At 67.1% G+C, this 17394-nt stretch carries 18 protein-coding genes; 14 read left to right on the top strand and 4 right to left on the bottom strand.

The genetic code is table 11. The features are described from left to right. On the bottom strand, window positions 1-951 hold the full coding sequence (locus tag QM612_RS01215) for an AAA family ATPase (RefSeq protein ID WP_415252092.1): 951 nt from the start codon (window positions 949-951) through the stop codon (window positions 1-3). 82 nt (window positions 952-1033) lie between these two features. On the opposite strand from QM612_RS01215, the gene QM612_RS01210 reads away from it, so the two are divergent. Next, window positions 1034-2857, top strand: coding sequence for an ArnT family glycosyltransferase (locus QM612_RS01210; RefSeq protein WP_415252073.1), 1824 nt, complete (start codon window positions 1034-1036; stop codon window positions 2855-2857). Here QM612_RS01210 and QM612_RS01205 read toward each other — a convergent pair. Beyond that, window positions 2854-3429, bottom strand: a complete 576-nt coding sequence (locus tag QM612_RS01205; protein ID WP_415252072.1) for a Maf family protein — start codon at window positions 3427-3429, stop codon at window positions 2854-2856. The two genes, QM612_RS01210 and QM612_RS01205, sit on opposite strands and share 4 nt — an antisense overlap. Then, window positions 3430-3795 (bottom strand): hypothetical protein, encoded by a 366-nt coding sequence (locus QM612_RS01200; RefSeq protein ID WP_415252071.1) that lies wholly within the window; start codon window positions 3793-3795, stop codon window positions 3430-3432. A gap of 101 nt (window positions 3796-3896) precedes the next feature. Here QM612_RS01200 and QM612_RS01195 point away from each other — a divergent pair, with 101 nt between their 5' ends. From QM612_RS01195 to QM612_RS01135, 13 genes are all read left to right on the top strand, one after another. Then, window positions 3897-4415: a YceD family protein gene (locus QM612_RS01195; protein WP_415252070.1), complete on the top strand. Its 519-nt coding sequence runs from the start codon at window positions 3897-3899 to the stop codon at window positions 4413-4415. Between the two features lie 55 nt (window positions 4416-4470). After that, window positions 4471-4665, top strand: coding sequence for a 50S ribosomal protein L32 (gene rpmF, locus QM612_RS01190; RefSeq protein WP_415252069.1), 195 nt, complete (start codon window positions 4471-4473; stop codon window positions 4663-4665). 185 nt (window positions 4666-4850) lie between these two features. Further along, window positions 4851-5843 (top strand): beta-ketoacyl-ACP synthase III, encoded by a 993-nt coding sequence (locus tag QM612_RS01185; RefSeq protein ID WP_415252068.1) that lies wholly within the window; start codon window positions 4851-4853, stop codon window positions 5841-5843. A gap of 224 nt (window positions 5844-6067) precedes the next feature. After that, on the top strand, window positions 6068-7021 hold the full coding sequence (gene fabD, locus QM612_RS01180) for an ACP S-malonyltransferase (protein ID WP_415252067.1): 954 nt from the start codon (window positions 6068-6070) through the stop codon (window positions 7019-7021). Further along, complete coding sequence (fabG, locus tag QM612_RS01175) at window positions 7018-7779, top strand: 3-oxoacyl-ACP reductase FabG (protein WP_415252066.1); 762 nt, start codon at window positions 7018-7020, stop codon at window positions 7777-7779. The genes fabD and fabG overlap by 4 nt, the downstream gene beginning before the upstream one ends. Window positions 7780-7886: 107 nt before the next feature. Further along, entirely contained in the window at window positions 7887-8126 is a 240-nt protein-coding gene (gene acpP / locus QM612_RS01170; RefSeq protein WP_415252065.1) for an acyl carrier protein, read from the top strand. Between the two features lie 159 nt (window positions 8127-8285). Further along, on the top strand, window positions 8286-9524 hold the full coding sequence (gene fabF / locus QM612_RS01165; RefSeq protein WP_415252064.1) for a beta-ketoacyl-ACP synthase II: 1239 nt from the start codon (window positions 8286-8288) through the stop codon (window positions 9522-9524). A 101-nt stretch (window positions 9525-9625) separates the two neighbouring features. Continuing rightward, window positions 9626-10972 (top strand): aminodeoxychorismate synthase component I, encoded by a 1347-nt coding sequence (locus QM612_RS01160; RefSeq protein ID WP_415252091.1) that lies wholly within the window; start codon window positions 9626-9628, stop codon window positions 10970-10972. A 142-nt stretch (window positions 10973-11114) separates the two neighbouring features. Continuing rightward, window positions 11115-11918, top strand: coding sequence for an aminodeoxychorismate lyase (gene pabC, locus QM612_RS01155; RefSeq protein WP_415252063.1), 804 nt, complete (start codon window positions 11115-11117; stop codon window positions 11916-11918). Then, the gene (mltG, locus tag QM612_RS01150) at window positions 11915-12988 is read left to right on the top strand and encodes an endolytic transglycosylase MltG (protein ID WP_415252062.1); all 1074 of its coding nucleotides are present in this window, start codon (window positions 11915-11917) and stop codon (window positions 12986-12988) included. Before pabC ends, mltG begins: the two co-directional genes overlap by 4 nt. After that, a complete protein-coding gene (gene tmk, locus QM612_RS01145) occupies window positions 12985-13644 on the top strand; it encodes a dTMP kinase (protein WP_415252061.1) in 660 nt (219 codons plus the stop codon). Before mltG ends, tmk begins: the two co-directional genes overlap by 4 nt. Beyond that, window positions 13641-14648, top strand: a complete 1008-nt coding sequence (locus QM612_RS01140; RefSeq protein ID WP_415252060.1) for a DNA polymerase III subunit delta' — start codon at window positions 13641-13643, stop codon at window positions 14646-14648. The genes tmk and QM612_RS01140 overlap by 4 nt, the downstream gene beginning before the upstream one ends. A 31-nt stretch (window positions 14649-14679) precedes the next feature. After that, window positions 14680-15030 carry a PilZ domain-containing protein gene (locus QM612_RS01135; protein ID WP_415252090.1) on the top strand — a complete coding sequence of 117 codons (351 nt, stop codon included), beginning with the start codon at window positions 14680-14682 and terminating at the stop codon, window positions 15028-15030. Between the two features lie 221 nt (window positions 15031-15251). Here the strand turns inward: QM612_RS01135 and QM612_RS01130 are convergent, their stop codons facing one another. Further along, a complete protein-coding gene (locus tag QM612_RS01130) occupies window positions 15252-17324 on the bottom strand; it encodes a 3-hydroxyacyl-CoA dehydrogenase NAD-binding domain-containing protein (RefSeq protein WP_415252059.1) in 2073 nt (690 codons plus the stop codon). Window positions 17325-17394 lie beyond the last annotated feature (70 nt).

Genomic DNA, 17394 nt, shown 5'->3' with positions numbered 1-17394 from the left:
TCAATCGACAGGCACCGCGTGCAGGATTTCCTTCGCCAATGTCGATGCCGCGTTGTCCGCTTCGCCAACCAGCCGATGCTCGGCCACCGCCGGGAACAGCGCCTGCACGTCTTCGGGGATCGCATGCCCGCGCCCCAGCAGCAGCGCATGCGCACGCGCCGCCCGCAGCAGGGCAAGCCCGGCGCGGGGGGACAGGCCCACGCGCACGCCCGGATGCCTGCGGCTGCGTGCGGCCAGCGCCTGCACGTAGGCGAGCAATGGTTCGGATGCATGCACTTGCACCGCCGCGTGGCGCAGTTCAAGGATGCGTTGCGTGTCCAGCAACGGCGTGGCCTGCGCAATCAGGCCACGGCGATCATCGCCAGCCAGCAGTGCGCGCTCTGCATCCGCATCCGGATAACCCAGCGCCAGCCGCAGCAGGAAACGGTCGAGTTGCGAATCCGGCAGCGGATAGGTGCCGGACAGATCGACGGGATTCTGCGTTGCAATCACGAAGAACGGATCGGGCAGGGCGCGGGTCTGGCCGTCGATGGTGACCTGGCGCTCGGCCATCGCTTCCAGCAACGCGCTTTGCGTGCGCGGCGGCGCGCGGTTGATCTCGTCGGCCAGCAGCACATGGGTGAACACCGGGCCGGGATGAAACTCGAAGCGCCGCGCCTGTGCTTCATAGACCGACACGCCGAGGATGTCCGCCGGCAGCAGGTCGGAGGTGAACTGCACGCGGGCAAAGCCCAGCCCAAGCGTGGCCGCCATCGCGTGCGCCAGCGTGGTCTTGCCCAGGCCGGGCAAGTCCTCGATCAGCAGGTGGCCATCGGCCAGCAGTGCAACGAAGGCCAGCCGCACCTGCTGCTGCTTGCCCAGCACCAGCCGGTTGACCTGTGCCTGCGAGGCTTGCAGTGCATCGCGCAGGGCTTCGGGTAGCATCGCGTCGGTTGCCGGGGGTGCGGACATGCGTGCCTCGATGGTGATGTCATCGGCAGTGTAACGAGGTCGCAAGCGGATGCGGGACGAACGGCAACAAATGGAATTGGAAGTGAACTCCGCAAGGCGCTGGTTCATCGGCCTGTGGGTCGCGGTGCTGGCGCTGAAGCTGGCGCATGCCGCGCGCCTGCCGCTGTTCGTCGATGAGGCCTTCTACTGGCAGGAAGGCCGGCACCTGGCATGGGCGTATTCCGACCTGCCCGGCCTGACCGCGTGGCTGGCGCGCGTTGGCGATGCACTGGGGCAGGGTGCGTTTGCGATGCGGCTGCCGTTCATCGCCATCAGCATGTTGGTGCCGTGGCTCATCGTGCGGATGACCGCGCGCGAGTTCGATGCCCGCAGCGGCTGGCAGGCTGGCACGCTGGCGTTGCTGCTGCCGCTGAGCGGAAGCCTTGGGTTGATGGCGCTGCCGGACGTGCCGATGCTGCTGGCAAGCGTGCTTTGCCTCGATGCCGGGTTGCGTGTGTTGCGCAAGGTCGATGCCTTTGCAGCAGCCGAACTTGCTGCCGGATTGGTGATCGGCGGGTTGACGCATTACCGCTTCGCTGCGGTGATTGCGGCGGGCCTGGTCGCCTTGCTGCTGCTGCGCGAGGGTCGTCGCGCGCTGTGCAGCCCGCTGGTGTGGGGCGCGGTGGTTGCCGGTGCGCTCGCATGGTTGCCGCTGCTGCTGTGGAACCTGCACAACGCCGATGCCGGCCTGCGCTTCCAGTTGATGGATCGGCATCCATGGAGTTTCAGTGGCGGCGAAGGGCTGCGGCTGGGTGCAGTGCAACTGCTGCTTGCCACGCCGCTGTTGCTGGCGGCGATGGCGCTTGCCGCGTGGCGTGGCCTGCGCGATGCGCGTGCTGCGGCGCGCTATCTGGCCATCGGTGGCGCGGTGATCGTGCTGGGTTTCATCGCGCTGGGTTTCTTCGCCGACCGCGAGCGGGTCAGCTTCCACTGGCCGCTGCCGGGTTATCTCGCACTGCTGCCGCTGGTGCCGGCAGTGCTGGCGCGCTGGTCGCGTGGCTGGCGCATCGCCACATGGGCCTGCGCAGGGTTGGCTCTGGCAGCGGTGCTGGCGTGGTATGCCGCTGCATCATCGCCGGTCATGCGCGTGCAGATGGCAGCGCGCGGCTTTCATCCGGTCAACTTCGCAGGCTGGAATGAACTGGCTGATGCCGTGCGCACGCAGCTTCGCACGATGCCGCCCGGAACACGGGTGCTGGCCGGTGATTTCAAGCTGGGCGCGGAGCTGGGCTTCGCACTGGACGATGCCGACATCGCCGTGCTCGATCATCCGCTCAACCACCAGCATGGCCGCGCCCCGCAGCTTGCGCTGTGGGGCTTGCAGCACGATGGCGCGCGCGCTGCGCCGATGCTGCTGGCGGTGGCGGCGCGCAACGTGAAGTTCAGTGAATTGCTGCCGTATTACCAGCAACTGTGCCGGCAGGTGGGGCCGCTGCCCGCGCCGCAGGTATTGAACATCGACCGTGGTCGCCAGCGCTTCCTGCTGTTTGCATTGCAGGCAACGCGCAGCGATGGGCCGTGCGTGACGCCTGTGCTGGCAAATATCGATGCGCCCGCTGCCGGTGCGCTGGTGCCGGCGCGATTCGTGGTGCAGGGCTGGGCGGTCAAGGATGTGGTGGGTGTGCGCCGCATCGATGTGACGCTGGATGGCCGCGTGATCGCACGCGCTGCGCTTGCCGGCGACAACCAGTGGTTACGCGGTTTCCTGCGCGGTGCCTCGCGCGACCCGCGCATGCCGCAGGTGCAGTTCCGCGCCGAGGTGGATGCAAGCGGCCTGCCGCCGGGGCGGCACTGGCTGGGCCTGCGCATCACCGGTGGCGATGGCAGCGTCGAGGATTGGGCGGAGCAGCCTCTGCTGGTGCGCTAGGGCAAGCGAAACCCGGCTTGCCGCAGCAGTGCGCAGGTGGCGATCAGCGGCAGTCCGATCAGCGCAGTCGGGTCGCGGTTGTCGATGGCCTCGAACAGGGTGATGCCCAGTCCTTCCGACTTGAAGCTGCCGGCGCAGTCAAGCGGCTGCTCGGCATCGACATAGCGTTCGATTTCGGCATCGTGAAGCGCGCGGAAGCGCACCTCGGTCAGGTCGATGGCATCGAACGCGCGGCCATCGGCATGTGCGATGCAAAGCGCGGTATGGAAGCGCACCGTGCGCCCGGACATGGCGCGCAGTTGCGCGATCGCCATGTCGCGCGTGCCGGGCTTGCCCAGCGCGCGGCCTTCGACTTCGGCCACCTGGTCGGAACCCAGCGCCCACGCATCGGCATGCTGCGTGGCCACTGCCTGCGCCTTGGCCCGCGCCAGTCGCGCGGCCAACGTGACAGGCGTTTCGCCGGGCTGCTGGGTTTCATCCACCTCCGGGCGGGCCACGTCGAACGGCAGCCGCAGCCGTTCCAGCAGTTCGCGCCGGTAGCGCGAGGTCGAAGCCAGCAGCAGGCGTGGCATTCAGGCGGCTCCGGCGCGGGCCTGCGCGATCCGCTGCAACTGCGTCTCCAAACTGGCGCGGGCGGCGTCCAGCCCGGCGCGCACGCCATGCAACTGCTCCAGGCTGGCGTCCCGCGCGTGTTCCTGCAGCCACAGGCGTTGCCGCAACAGATCCTGCATCGCCCCGCGCACCGGGTTTTCGTGGTCACCTGCGACTGCTTCGATTTCCCCGCGTGCGGTGCGCAGGCGGGCTTCCAGCGCGTCGGCGGCGTTCAGCAATTCGTGGATCGCCCGTTGCCGGCCAAGGCTGCGCCGGCGCGTGCGAAAGGCCAGCCACAGCCCGGTACAGGCAAGCAGGATGAGGATCAGGGGGAGCGCGGTTTTCATCACCGCAGTCTGCGCGAGCCGGGCGAGCAGGGCAAACCGTGGATGCCGTGCATCATCTTGATTTGACAGGGAGAAGTGGTGCGCGTAGCATTCTCCAGCTTATGTCCGACCAGCCAGCCAGCCGGGTGCCCGAATGCGTGGATGCCTGGCGCATGGTCGCGGCGCGGCGTGAATTCGAAGGCCGGATTCCGCTGGCGGCGATGACCCGGCTGCGCGACAGCCTGTTCGATCCGGAAGGTGAGGTGCGCTACACCATCGCGTTCGGAACCGACGTGCTGAAGGTGCCGTTCGCCGAACTGCGGATCGAGGCGGAGCTGCCGCTGGAATGCCAGAGCAGCCTGCGTCGCTTCCTGCTACCGGTGCAGCTGGTGCAGCGGCTGGGGCTGATCCGCGACGAGGCCGATGAAGCGGCCCTGCCGCCGGATTACGAGGCACTGCCGGTGGAAGCCGACGGCATGCTGTCGCCGGCCTCGCTGGTGGAGGACGAGTTGATTCTGGCGTTGCCGGTGGTGCCGGTTGCGCCTGATGCCGAAGCGGTCGAGCGCGACTTCGCACCCACCGTGGAGGAAACCGCACAAGCCAATCCGTTTGCGGCACTGGCGGGTTGGAAGAAGGAATAGATGCGACAATGTCGCACTGAGTTGGCAGTTACCGATTTCATTTGGAGTTGTTCCCATGGCCGTCCAGAAGTCCCGCGTTTCCCCGTCCCGCCGTGGCATGCGCCGCGCGCACGACGCCCTTTCCTCCAAGCAGCTGGCCACCGACCCGACCAGCGGCGAGACCCATCTGCGCCACCATGTGACCGCTGACGGTTACTACCGCGGCAAGCAGGTCATCGCGCCGAAGACCCAGGTGGTCGAAGAGGATTGATCGCAGGCCGCAAGGCACGCGTCATCGCATCACGCCCGGCCGCGCCATTGGCGCGGCCGTTGGCGTTTCTGGGAAAGCCAGTTCCGGGGAGTGTGCTTCAGGATAGTGCGTCCCTGAAACCGTATTTCGGCTGATCCGGCCCGATCGGCTACCCTTGACGGATTCGCACGGGAGTTCCAGCCGCAATGAGCCAGACCGAAGGCAGCATCTTCGCCCGCATCGCAGGCACTGGCAGCTACCTGCCCGCGCAGGTGCTGACCAATGACGACCTGGCCGCACGCGGCATTGAAACCAGCGACGAGTGGATCGCCACCCGCACCGGCATCCGCCAGCGGCATTTCGCGGCAGAAGGCGAAACCACCAGCGACCTTGGCTACCACGCTGCCGTGCGTGCGCTGGAAGCCGCCGGCGTCGATGCGAAGGAGCTCGACCTGATCGTGGTCGGCACCACCACGCCCGACCTGATCTTCCCGTCCACCGCCTGCCTGATCCAGCATCGGCTGGGTGCGGACGGTTGCCCGGCGTTCGACGTCAACGCCGCCTGTTCCGGCTTCGTCTATGCACTGACCGTGGCCGACAAGTTCATCCGTTCCGGCGCGGCGAAAACCGCGCTGGTGATCGGCGCGGAAACCCTGACCCGGATGCTGGACTGGAACGACCGCACCACCTGCGTGCTGTTCGGCGACGGTGCCGGCGCGGTGGTGCTCAAGGCCGATGCAGAGACCGGCATCATCAGCACCCATATGCATGCCGATGGCGGCAAGAAGGAGCTGCTGTGGTGCCCGGTGGGCGTGTCCTCGGGCTTCAAGGACGATGAGCCCAAGGCCGGCGTGCGTATCCGCATGAGCGGCAACGAGGTATTCAAGCACGCGGTCAAGGCGCTGGATGCGGTGGTCGAGGAGACGCTGGAAGCCAATGGCCTTGATCGCAGCCAACTGGACTGGCTGATTCCGCACCAGGCCAACCTGCGCATCATCGAAGCCACCGCCAAGCGGCTGGAAATGCCGATGGATCGCGTCATCGTCACCGTGGACAAGCATGGCAATACCTCGTCCGGTTCGGTGCCGCTGGCGCTGGACGAAGCGGTGCGCTCCGGCAAGGTGCAACGCGGCCAATTGCTGCTGCTGGAAGCGTTCGGCGGCGGGTTTACCTGGGGTTCGGCGCTGCTGCGCTACTGATCGGAACCAACTGCGCTCGCGATGGTTTCAGTGGCCGGCATGCGGAGCAAGCTCCGCATCTACATTGGATACGGCTCGCGTCCCGTAGGTGCCGAGCTTGCTCGGCACAAGGCCATGCCAGCAAGGCATCGCGCGCCCAATACGCCCCGGTACAGACGCGCTAGAGCAATTGCTCGTATCATGCAAACCCCCATGAATCAGGCGCTTGCCGCCCTCCAGACTGCGTGAGCGAAACCAATCCCGCACAACTTGCCCTGGTCTTTCCCGGCCAGGGGTCGCAATCGGTCGGCATGCTGGCCGAACTCTCCGAACTGCATCCGCAGGTCAAGGCCACCTTCGAGGAAGCCTCGGACGGTGCCGGCGTTGATCTTTGGGCGCTGGCGCAGGCCGGCCCGGAGGACATGTTGGGCCGCACCGAATACACCCAGCCGGCGTTGCTGGCCGCAGGCATTGCGGTATGGCGGCTGTGGCAGGCGCAGGGCGGCATGCAGCCGACAGTGTTGGCCGGCCACAGCCTGGGCGAATACACCGCGCTGGTCGCAGCCGGCGCACTGTCGCTGAAGGATGGCGCGCATCTGGTGCGCATCCGTGGCCAGTTGATGCAGGACGCCGCGCCCGCCGGCACCGGCGCGATGGCGGCCGTGCTGGGCGCGGAAGATGCCCTGGTTGAAGCCGTGTGTGTGGAGGCATCCGGCGCGCAAGTCGTCGTGCCGGCCAACTACAACTCGCCGGGGCAGATCGTGATTGGCGGCGATGCTGCGGCGGTGGATCGCGCGCTGGCCCTGTTGCAGGAAAAGGGCGTGCGCAAGGCGGTCAAGCTGGCGGTCAGCGTGCCTTCGCACACGCCGCTGATGCGCGAAGCCGCCAACCGGCTGGCGCAGGCGATGGCCGGCATGCACTGGTCGCAGCCGTCGCTGCCGGTGGTGCAAAACGTGGACGCGCAGGTGCATGACAGTATCGCCGCCATTCAGGACGCGCTGGTGCGCCAGCTCTACCTGCCGGTGCAGTGGACGGGTTGCGTGCAGGCGCTGGCCGCGCGCGGCATCACCCGCATCGGCGAATGCGGCCCGGGCAAGGTGCTGGCCGGGTTGGTCAAGCGCATCGACAAATCGCTCGATGCACGCGCATTGGGCACGCCGGCGGAGTTCGCCGGTGCCATCGAGGAATGGAACGCATGAGTAACGTGTTGTCTGAGAGCGGGCCGTTGAAGGGCGAAGTCGCACTGGTCACTGGCGCATCGCGCGGGATTGGCGCGGCGATTGCCGATGAACTGGCGGCGCAGGGCGCAACCGTGATCGGCACCGCCACCAGTGATGCCGGCGCGCAGGCGATTGCCGATCGGCTCGCTGCCGTGGGTGGCCACGGGCGTCGCCTCAACGTCAACGAGGCTGGTGCCATCGAGGCCTTGATCGATGCCGTGTCGTCGGAGTTCGGCGGCATCGGCATCCTCGTCAACAATGCCGGCATCACCCGCGACAACCTGTTGATGCGGATGAAGGACGAGGACTGGCAGGCCATCCTCGACACCAACCTGACCTCCGTCTATCGCGCCTCCAAGGCCGTGCTGCGCGGGATGATGAAGGCGCGCAAGGGCCGCATCGTCAACATCGCCTCGGTGATCGGCGTCACCGGCAATGCCGGGCAGGCCAATTACGCCGCGGCCAAGGCCGGCATCATCGCCTTCAGCAAGTCGCTGGCGAAGGAAATCGGCTCGCGCGGGGTCACCGTGAATGTGGTGGCCCCCGGTTTCATCGCCACCGACATGACCGCCGACCTGCCGGAAGCCGCCAAGGAAGCCATGCTGGGCCAGATCGCGCTGGGTCGCCTCGGCGAACCGGCCGACATCGCCCGCGCGGTGGCCTTCCTTGCCGGCCCCGCCGCCAGCTACATCACCGGCGAGACCCTGCACGTCAATGGCGGCATGTACATGCCATGAGTGCCTTGGTCTGGCCTGCTGTGCTCGGCATTGTCGAGTCGCCGCTTGCGCCGCCCCGCTTTCCCGTACACTAACCCCGATAACAGCCCCCTGAGGAGCAGAGCAACATGAGCAACATCGAAGAGCGCGTCAAGAAGATCGTCGTCGAACAACTGGGCGTCAAGGAAGAAGACGTCACCACCAGCGCGTCGTTCGTGGACGACCTCGGCGCGGACTCGCTCGACACCGTCGAGCTGGTGATGGCGCTGGAAGAAGAATTCGAGTGCGAGATCCCGGACGAAGAAGCCGAGAAAATCAGCACCGTGCAGGCTGCTATCGACTACATCAAGGCCCACGTCAAGTCATAACGTTCATCCCTGAACAAAAGCCCGGCCATCCATGGCCGGACTTTCAACAGGAAAAGCACTGCGAAATGAAGGCGCATCGCTGATCCATTCCGTAGTGCCGCAGGGGCCGCAGATCGCGGCCCCGTGCGTTTGTGTCACCGCAGTTTTCGGAGAATCGTCATGTCGAAGCGTCGCGTCGTGGTAACGGGAATGGGCATCGTCTCGCCGCTGGGCAACGACCTGCCCAGCAACTGGGACGGCATCGTCAATGGCCGTTCCGGCATCGGTGCGGTGACGGGTTTCGATGCGTCCACCTATCCAACCCGCATCGCCGGCGAAATCCGCGACTTCGACATCACCCGCTGGGTGAATCCGAAGGATGCGAAGAAGATGGACCACTTCATCCACTACGGCATGGCCGCCTCGCTGATGGCGAAGGACGACGCCGGGCTGGAGGTGACCGACGCCAACGCCGAGCGCATCGGCGCGCTGATCGGCGCGGGCATCGGCGGCATCTGGGGCATCGAGGAAACCGCGATCAAGCTGCACGAGGGCGGGGTGCGCAAGATCAGCCCGTTCTACATCCCCAGCACCATCATCAACATGCTGCCGGGCCAGCTTTCGCTGATGACCGGCATCAAGGGGCCGACGTTCTCCGCCGTCTCCGCCTGCGCCACCGCCAACCACAGCATCGGCATGGCGATGCGCATGATCCAGCACGGCGATGCCGACGTGATGTTCGCCGGCGGCGCGGAACGCGGCAGCTCGCCGACCTCGATGGGCGGCTTCTGCGCGATGAAGGCGATGAGCACCCGCAACGACGATCCGACCCGCGCCTCGCGGCCGTGGGATGCACAGCGCGACGGCTTCGTGCTGGGCGACGGCGCCGGCATCCTCGTGCTGGAGGAATACGAACACGCCAAGGCCCGTGGCGCGCGCATTTACTGCGAGCTGGCCGGCTTCGGCGCATCGTCCGATGCCTTCCACATGACTGCGCCCAGCGAGAACGGCGAAGGCCCCGCGCGCTGCATGGCGATGGCGCTGCGCGATGCCGGCGTGAACGCGACCGACGTCGGCTACCTCAACGCGCACGGCACCAGCACGCCGCTGGGCGACCTTGCCGAAACGCTGGCGATCAAGCGCGCGCTGGGCGACCACGCGCACAAGACGATGGTCAGCTCCACCAAATCGATGACCGGCCACCTGCTGGGCGCTGCCGGCGGCGTGGAAGCGATCTACACGATCAAGGCGCTGCAGACCGGCATCATTCCGCCGACCATCAACCTGGAAAATCCGGGCGAAGGTTGCGACCTGGATTACGTGCCAAACACGGCGCGCGAGGCGAAGATCGACGTGGCGGTGTCCAACGGCTTCGGCTTCGGCGGCACCAACGGCACGCTGGTGTTCAGGCGGATTTGAGTCATGCCGTCATTCCGGCGCACGCCGGAATCCAGCCTTTTGCTGGAGACATCGGAAAAACTGGATCCCGGCTTTCGCCGGGATGACGGGAATCAAAAGTGCTGATCCACCCGCTTCCCGCCAACTTCGACCTGCTGTCCCTGCACCGCCTCGACCCGGCGCGCTACCCAGTCCTGCTGGAATCCAGCGCCACCGGCGCGCATGGGCAGCGCGACATGCTGCTGGTACACGATGGCGAAGCCGTCGCGCTGCATCGCGACGGCGAGGTGCGCGATCAATCCGGCAATGTGCTGGAAGGCGCATTCCTCGACGTGCTCGATGCGCATTGGCGGGCCGCGCGCATCGAGCATGACGATGCCGCGCCACTGTTCCGCGGCGGCTGGGCGCTGCTGCTGGGCTACGAACTCGCCGCGCAGGTGGAGCCGGTGTTGCGTCTGCCGGATGCCGAAGGCGGCTTGCCGGTGGCAGTGGCGCTGCGTTGCCGGGCGACGATCCTGCGCGACCGCGTGCGCGGCGAATGCATCGCGGTGGCCGAGGAAGAGGAGGGCCAGTGGTTGGCGCGCATCGAACACGATATCGAACGTGCAAATGCGCTTGCGCCACTGCCCACATGGGCAACGCCTGCGCGCATTGATGAGGACGATCCGCAGCGTTATCTGGACGGCGTGACCAAGGTGCTGGACTACCTCGCCGCTGGCGACGTGTTCCAGGTCAACCTGTCGCGTGGTTGGCATGTGGCATTTGATGCGCCGGTCGATCCCGCTGCGTTGTTCCAGCGCCTGCGCATGCACAACCCTGCGCCGTTCGCCGGCATCTTCCGCACATCGCATGGCAGCGTGGTCAGCGCTTCTCCTGAGCGGCTGGTGGCGGTGCAGGGGCGCGAAGTCGCCACACGCCCGATTGCCGGCACCCGTCCGCGTTTCGATGGGGATGACGATGCCGCGCGCATCCGTGAACTGGTCGGTCATCCCAAGGAGCGCGCCGAACACGTCATGCTGATCGATCTGGAGCGCAACGACCTTGGCCGCGTATGCCGAGCCGGCAGCGTGCAGGTGGATGAACTGATGACGGTGGAAAGCTATGCCCACGTCCACCACATCGTCAGCAATGTGCGCGGCAGCCTGCGCGATGACACGACGCCGGGGCAGGTGATCGCGGCCGTGTTTCCCGGCGGCACGATTACCGGTTGCCCGAAGGTGCGCTGCATGCAGATCGTGGCGGCGCTGGAAGGCGTGGGGCGCGGTGCCTACACCGGCGCGATGGGCTGGCTGGGCCGCGATGGCGACATGGATCTGAACATCCTGATCCGCAGCGCGGAGGTGGAAGGCGATGCGTTGCGCTTCCGCACCGGCGCGGGCATCGTGATCGACTCCGACCCGCAGCGCGAGCTGGACGAGACGCGGGCCAAGGCGCGCGGGATGTTGCGGGCATTGGGGGTCGAGGCATGAATGCAGCGTTGCTTTTCTCCCCTCTCCCTTCGGGAGAGGGGGCGGGGGAGAGGGTTCGGTGATGGCGGAACATCACGATGTCTCCGTACCCTCACCCCAACCCCTCTCCCGAGGGGAGAGGGGCTTGCAGTGCGCTGTTTTCATGGGGCTCCGCCGCATTGATGCGATTGCGCCATCCAATCGCGGCCTGAACTACGGCGACGGCGTGTTTGAAACCATGCGCGTGCATCGTGGCGCGTTGCCGCTGTGGTCACGGCATCTCGCACGCCTGCGCGAAGGCACCGATCGGCTCGGGATCGCATTGCCGGATGTGGCCTTCGTCGAAGCGCGCATTGCAGCAGTCATCCATGGCGTTGATGCCGGCGTCCTCAAACTCCTGCTCACGCGCGGCGACGGCGGGCGTGGCTACGCGCCGCCTGCCGAGGCGCCGCCGGTGTGGATGCTGGCGCTGCATCCGCTGCCTGCATCGACGCCTGCCGGTCTGCGCCTGCATGCCTGCGACACCCGTCTGGCCGCACAGCCTGCATTGGCCGGGATCAAGCACTGCAACCGGCTGGAGCAGGTGCTGGCCCGCGCCGAGGCCGAACGCGCCGGTTGCGATGAGGGCCTGATGTGCGATGCCGAAGGTCGTGTGGTGTCCGCGACGTCCGCGAATCTGCTTGTTCATCGCGATGGCCGCTGGCTGACGCCGCCGCTGGAACGCTGCGGTGTGGCCGGCGTGCTGCGTGGCTGGCTGCTGGAGCATGGGCTGGCGGAAACCCGCGACCTGTCGATGAGCGAGGTCGAATCTGCCGACGCACTGGCCTTGTGCAACGCCGTGCGCGGTATCCTGCCGGTCTCGACGCTGGGTGCGCGCGCATGGTCGCCGCATTCGGCAATCACCGACCTGCAGGCGCGACTGGCCATGGCGTACCCGATGTTTTCCGAATCCGTGGAGGCTGCATGAAGCGTGGCGCTGCCGGCGGCGCATTCCTGCGCTTCGTGATGTTCCTGCTTTTGCTTGCCGTGGCTGCTGCGGCATGGCAGTGGCAGCGTTATCAGGCGTTCGTCGATGCGCCACTGGCCGGCATCGCGCCCGATGCCAGTCTTGTGGTCGAGCGTGGCGACAACCTGGGCAAGGTGCTGGGCAAGTTACAGGCGCAGGGCGTCGCTACCGGCGAGTCCTTCTACTGGCGCGTGCTGGCGCGGCAGACACAGGCCGCGGGCAAGTTGCAGGTGGGCGAATACGCGCTGGCGCAGGACACCTCGCCGCGCACGCTCCTGCTTGCGATGCGCGACGGCAAGGTGGTGCGGCGCATGTTCACCATCGTCGAAGGCTGGAACATCCGCGACCTGCGCGCGGCATTGAAGAACGTGCCGATGCTGGGGCAGCAAACAGCGGCGATGGACGATGCCGCGCTGATGCAGGCATTGGGCCATGCAGGCCAGCATCCTGAAGGGCGCTTCCTGCCGGAAACCTATGCCTGGACGAAGGGCGATACCGACCTCGACATTCTCAAGCGCGCACATGCGGCAATGGAGAAGGCGCTGGATGCCGCGTGGGAATCGCGCGCGGATGGCCTGCCGCTGAAGACGAAGGACGAGGCGCTGATCCTGGCGTCCATCGTGGAGAAGGAAACCGGCATCGCCGAGGAACGCCCGCAGATTGCTGGCGTGTTCGTGCGCAGGCTGGAAACCGGCATGCGCCTGCAGACCGACCCCACCGTGATCTATGGCATGGGCGCGGCCTATGCCGGCAACATACGTCGCAGTGACTTGACCACCGACACGCCGTACAACACCTACACCCGCGCCGGGCTGACGCCCACGCCGATTGCGATGCCGGGCAAGGCGGCGCTGCGTGCGGCGACCCAGCCGTTGCGCGGCGACGCGCTGTTTTTCGTCGCGGTCGGCGATGGCAGCGGGCGGCATGTGTTCAGTCGCTCGCTGGACGAACACAACAGCGCCGTGCGTGACTACGTGCAACGCTACCGCACGCAGCGGCAGGCCGAGCGCGAGGGAGCCACGCCGAAGTGACGGGCATGCTGCAACGCCAGCCACGGCTGCTGACCATCGAAGGCGGCGAGGGCGCGGGCAAGAGCACGGTGCTGCATGCGCTGCGCGATGCGCTGCTGGCCGAGGGTTTTGATGTGGTCAGCACCCGCGAACCCGGGGGCACGCCGCTGGCAGAGCGCATCCGCGATCTGCTGCTGGTGGCGGGCGATGAGCCCGTGCATCAGCAGGCCGAACTGCTGCTGATGTTCGCCGCGCGCGCGCAGCATGTGCAGGAAGTGGTGCTGCCGGCGCTGGCATGCGGCGCGTGGGTCATCAGCGACCGCTTCACCGATTCCAGCTACGCCTATCAGGGTGCGGCACGCGGCATGGACATGGCATTCATCGCCGAACTGGAGCGCCATGCGGTGGGCATCGAGCCGGGCCTGACCCTGCTGCTCGACCTTGGCGTTGCCCATGCGCGCGAACGCACGCGCGGGCGCGACCTGCTTGGCGGCGCATCGCCCGACCGCATCGAGCGCGAGCGCGACGATTTCTTCGAGCGCGTGCGCGCAGGCTTCCTCGCGCGCGCTGCGCAATGCCCGCACCGCATCCGCGTGATCGATGCCAGTCCGGATGCGGCCACCGTTGCGGCATCGGCACTGGCCGCGCTGGCCGAGTACAGGAAGGCGCAGGCATGAACCTGCCACCGCTCGCACCGTGGCAGCAGCGCGCCTGCGCGCAGGCCGCCGATGCCATCGCCGCCGGCCACTTCGGCCATGCCACCTTGATCGTCGGCCCGCCGCTGATCGGCAAGCGGGCGATGGCGGAACATCTGGCGCGGCGCGTGCTGTGCCTGTCGCCGCGTGCGGATGGCGAGGCCTGCGGTGTGTGCAAAAGCTGCACCCTGTTCGCGGCGCGTTCGCAGTACGAGCCGGTGGAAACGCGCCCGGACGGCAGCCTGTCGCATCCGTGGGGGCATAGCGCGCATCCGGATCTGCAACTGCTGGGCTACGAGGTCAACCAGAAGACCGGCAAGCCGCGCGGTGAAATCGTCATCGAGCAGATCCGCAGTCTGTCCGAGTCGATGGGCCTGACCGCCCAGCTTGGCGGCGCGCAGGTGGTGATCGTCGATCCGGTCGATGCGATCAACTGGAACGCCTTCAACGCGCTGCTGAAAACGCTGGAGGAGCCGCAGCCGGGCCGTTACCTGTGGTTGCTGTCGTCCAACCCGGCGCGACTGCCGGCGACCATTCGCAGCCGCTGTCAGCGGCTGGAGCTGCGCCTGCCGCCGCGCGCCGAAGCGCTGGACTGGCTGCGTGGACGCGGGCATGCGCCGGCACTGGCGGAGGAAGCGCTGGACGCCGCACGCGGACACCCCGGTCTGGCCGATGCTTGGCTGCAAGGCGACGGGCTGGAACTGCGCCGCTCGGTGGCGCAGGACGCGCAGGCATTGCAGGGTGCGCAGGGCACGCCGATTGAGGTCGCCCAGCGCTGGGTGGCCGACGGGCGTGCCGCAGAACGCCTCCAGCATCTGGCCGAACTGGCCCTGCATGAGGCGGCGGGCTTGACCGATGCGGCTGCAACCCGCAGGCTGGCCGCGCGATTCGACGCCGCCAACCGCGCCCGCGAGCTGCTGCGCAGCACGGTGCGGGCCGATCTGGCGGTGGCCGAATCACTGATGACGTGGTATCGAAACCAGTAAGTCCGATGGGGAAAGACGCATGAGCAGTCCGATGGGCGGAGGCGCACGACAGGGCATCCTGTCGCTGGTGGTCAAGGATAAGGCCTCGCTTTACAACGCCTACATGCCGTACATCCGGCACGGCGCGATCTTCGTGCCGACCGCGCGCCGCTACTTCCTTGGTGACGAAGTCTTCCTGCTGCTGACCCTGCCGGATTCCTCCGAGCGTCTGCCGGTGGCCGGCAAGGTCTGCTGGGTCACCCCGACCGGCGCACAGGGCAACCGCACCGCCGGCATCGGCGTGCAGTTCGCCGAGACCGCCGAAGGCGAAGCAGTGCGCAGCAAGATCGAAACCACGCTGGCCGGCACCCTGAACGCGGACAAGCCGACCCAGACGATGTGATGCGCAGCCCAGGTGCCGAGTTGTGCTTGATCCTATTGCGGGAGTTCGACGCGCCGTGCTTTTTCCCTCTCCCGCTTGCGGGAGAGGGTGCCGAAGGTGGGTGAGGGCGCTGTTGCCGATTACCCCTCATCCGCCTTCGGCACCTTCTCCCCGCCGCGCGGGGAGAAGGGAGAAAACATGCGGAGCAAGCTCCGCAACTACGAATGCGGGTGGCGGATGACTTATGCCGGCTCGCGCAGCGCCGGGTTGTCCCAGCCCGCGCGCGGTGCGAAGCGTTCGCCGTATTTCGCCTGCAGCGCCTTCAACCGCTCCAGCAGCGCATCGGCACCGGTGGCGCGGATGTGCTGGATCGGGCCGCCACGGAATGGGGCGAAGCCGGTACCGAAGATCACGCCGGCGTCCAGCAGGTCGGGATCGGCCACCACGCCGTCGTGCAGGCAGGCCACGGCTTCGTTGAGCAGGGGCAGGATCAGGCGGTCTTCCAGATCGTCGGGCGCGGTGTAGCCGGCGGGCAGTTCGGGCTTCACGGCTTTGCCGTTCTCCCATTTGTAGATGCCCTGGCCGTCCTTCTTGCCGCGCTTGTCTTTTTCGACGGTCGCCAGCGCCGCCGGTACGTCAAGGCCGAGGAAAGGCGCCAGTTCCTTGCTTACGCCTGCGGCCACGTCCAGGCCCACGGTGTCGATCAGCTCGATCGGCCCCATCGGCATGCCGAACTTCACCGCCGCCTTGTCGATGGCTGCGCCGGGAATGCCCTCGGCATAGGCGGTGGCGGCTTCCAGCATGTACGGGAACAGCACGCGGTTCACGAGGAAGCCGGGCGTCCCGGCCACCGGCACCGGGAATTTGCCCAGCGCCTTGCAGAACGCGGCCAGCCGGCGCTCGGTCTCGGCGGCCATGCCGTCGTGGCGGATGATTTCCACCAGCGGCATCTGCGCCACTGGGTTGAAGTAGTGCAGGCCGGCGAACTGCGCCGGGCGGGCGATGTGTTCGCGCAGTTCATCCAGCGGAATCGACGAGGTATTGGTGGTCAGCAGTGCGTCCGTTTTCAGGCGCGGCTCCACCGACTGATACAGGTCGCGCTTGGCATCGGGGTTCTCGATGATGGCTTCGATGACCAGATCGGCCTCGGGTACGCCTGTGCCGTCGAGGTCAGACTTCAACCGCGCGGCAACTTCCGGACGCCTGGTTTCATCCTTCACACGTTTCTCGAACAGCGCCCGCGCGCGCTGCAATGCGCCGTCGATAAAGCGTTGCTCGCGGTCCTGCAAGGTCACCGTAAAGCCCTTGTAGGCGGCGAACGCGGCGATGTCGCCGCCCATCACGCCCGCGCCGACCACATGCACGCGCTGGATGCCGGATTCGCCCTTGCCCAGCCCCTTCAGGCGTTCGGTCAGGAAGAAGATGCGGATGAGGTTGCGCGCGGTCGGCGTGCCGGCCAGCTTGACCACCGCGCGGCGCTCGGCGTCCAGCCTGCCTTGCATGCCCTTGCCGCCGCTGCGCTCCCACGTCGAAATCAGTGCATAGGGCGCGGGGTAGTGGTCTTTCTTCGCCTTGCGTGCGACCTGCTTGACCATCTGCGGCGCTAGCAGTTTGCGCGCGATGAAGGTATTGGTGAGCCAGCCGAGTGCGCGCTGCTTGAACGGGCGCTGCGTGCCTTTCAGCGCCAGCGTCGCCGCGGCATCGATCAACACGGCGGGTTCCACCACCTTGTCCACCAGCCCGATGGCGCGTGCAGCCTTCGCGCTCAGTGCGCGCCCGGTCAGCATCATGTCCATCGCAGCCGGTGCGCCCACCAGACGCGGCAGGCGTGCGCTGCCGCCCCAGCCGGGGAAGATGCCAAGCTGCGTCTCGGGCAGGCCGATGCGGGTGGACGCATCGCTGCTGGCAACGCGGTAGCGGCAGGCCAGCGAAATCTCGGTGCCGCCGCCCATGCAGAAGCCGTGGATCGCGGCCACCGTGGGGCAGGGCAGTTCGGCCAGCTTCTGGAACACCGACTGGCCGCGACGGATGGCGTCGTCCACCGTGCCCTTTATGTCGAACTGCTGGAACTCCTTGAGGTCGGCCCCGGCGATGAAGCCGCTGGCCTTGCCGGACGCGAGCACCACGCCCTTGGGCGGGTCGATGGCGATGCGTTCGACCACATCGCCAAGTTCGATCAGCACGTCCTGCGAGAAGGCGTTGACCGGCGCGTCGGCGCGGTCGAAAACAAGCACCAGCACGCCGTCGTCGCGGCGCTCGGCCTTCCAGTGGCGCAGGTGCAGTCCGTCGAAGCTGGTGATGGTCGATTCGGCCATGTACATGCCATCCATACAGGTGGGAGACGGCTATCGTAGCCCGCGAAAACTTGAATACGTGTCTAATCGG

The sequence above is a fragment of the Thermomonas sp. genome, assembly GCF_047606765.1.
GTDB lineage: Bacteria > Pseudomonadota > Gammaproteobacteria > Xanthomonadales > Xanthomonadaceae > Thermomonas.
This window is presented reverse-complemented; position numbering and strand designations above follow the sequence as displayed.

Bases quoted from the DNA above. Each gene is read 5' to 3' on its own strand.
- rpmF (WP_415252069.1), top strand. From the start codon at position 4,471: ATGGCCGTCCAGAAGTCCCGCGTTTCCCCGTCCCGCCGTGGCATGCGC.
- QM612_RS01205 (WP_415252072.1), bottom strand. From the start codon at position 3,429: ATGCCACGCCTGCTGCTGGCTTCGACCTCGCGCTACCGGCGCGAACTG.
- QM612_RS01185 (WP_415252068.1), top strand. From the start codon at position 4,851: ATGAGCCAGACCGAAGGCAGCATCTTCGCCCGCATCGCAGGCACTGGC.
- acpP (WP_415252065.1), top strand. From the start codon at position 7,887: ATGAGCAACATCGAAGAGCGCGTCAAGAAGATCGTCGTCGAACAACTG.
- QM612_RS01140 (WP_415252060.1), top strand. From the start codon at position 13,641: ATGAACCTGCCACCGCTCGCACCGTGGCAGCAGCGCGCCTGCGCGCAG.
- fabG (WP_415252066.1), top strand. From the start codon at position 7,018: ATGAGTAACGTGTTGTCTGAGAGCGGGCCGTTGAAGGGCGAAGTCGCA.
- QM612_RS01195 (WP_415252070.1), top strand. From the start codon at position 3,897: ATGTCCGACCAGCCAGCCAGCCGGGTGCCCGAATGCGTGGATGCCTGG.
- QM612_RS01215 (WP_415252092.1), bottom strand. From the start codon at position 951: ATGTCCGCACCCCCGGCAACCGACGCGATGCTACCCGAAGCCCTGCGC.
- mltG (WP_415252062.1), top strand. From the start codon at position 11,915: ATGAAGCGTGGCGCTGCCGGCGGCGCATTCCTGCGCTTCGTGATGTTC.
- QM612_RS01135 (WP_415252090.1), top strand. From the start codon at position 14,680: ATGGGCGGAGGCGCACGACAGGGCATCCTGTCGCTGGTGGTCAAGGAT.
- pabC (WP_415252063.1), top strand. From the start codon at position 11,115: ATGGGGCTCCGCCGCATTGATGCGATTGCGCCATCCAATCGCGGCCTG.
- QM612_RS01200 (WP_415252071.1), bottom strand. From the start codon at position 3,795: ATGAAAACCGCGCTCCCCCTGATCCTCATCCTGCTTGCCTGTACCGGG.
- QM612_RS01130 (WP_415252059.1), bottom strand. From the start codon at position 17,324: ATGGCCGAATCGACCATCACCAGCTTCGACGGACTGCACCTGCGCCAC.
- fabF (WP_415252064.1), top strand. From the start codon at position 8,286: ATGTCGAAGCGTCGCGTCGTGGTAACGGGAATGGGCATCGTCTCGCCG.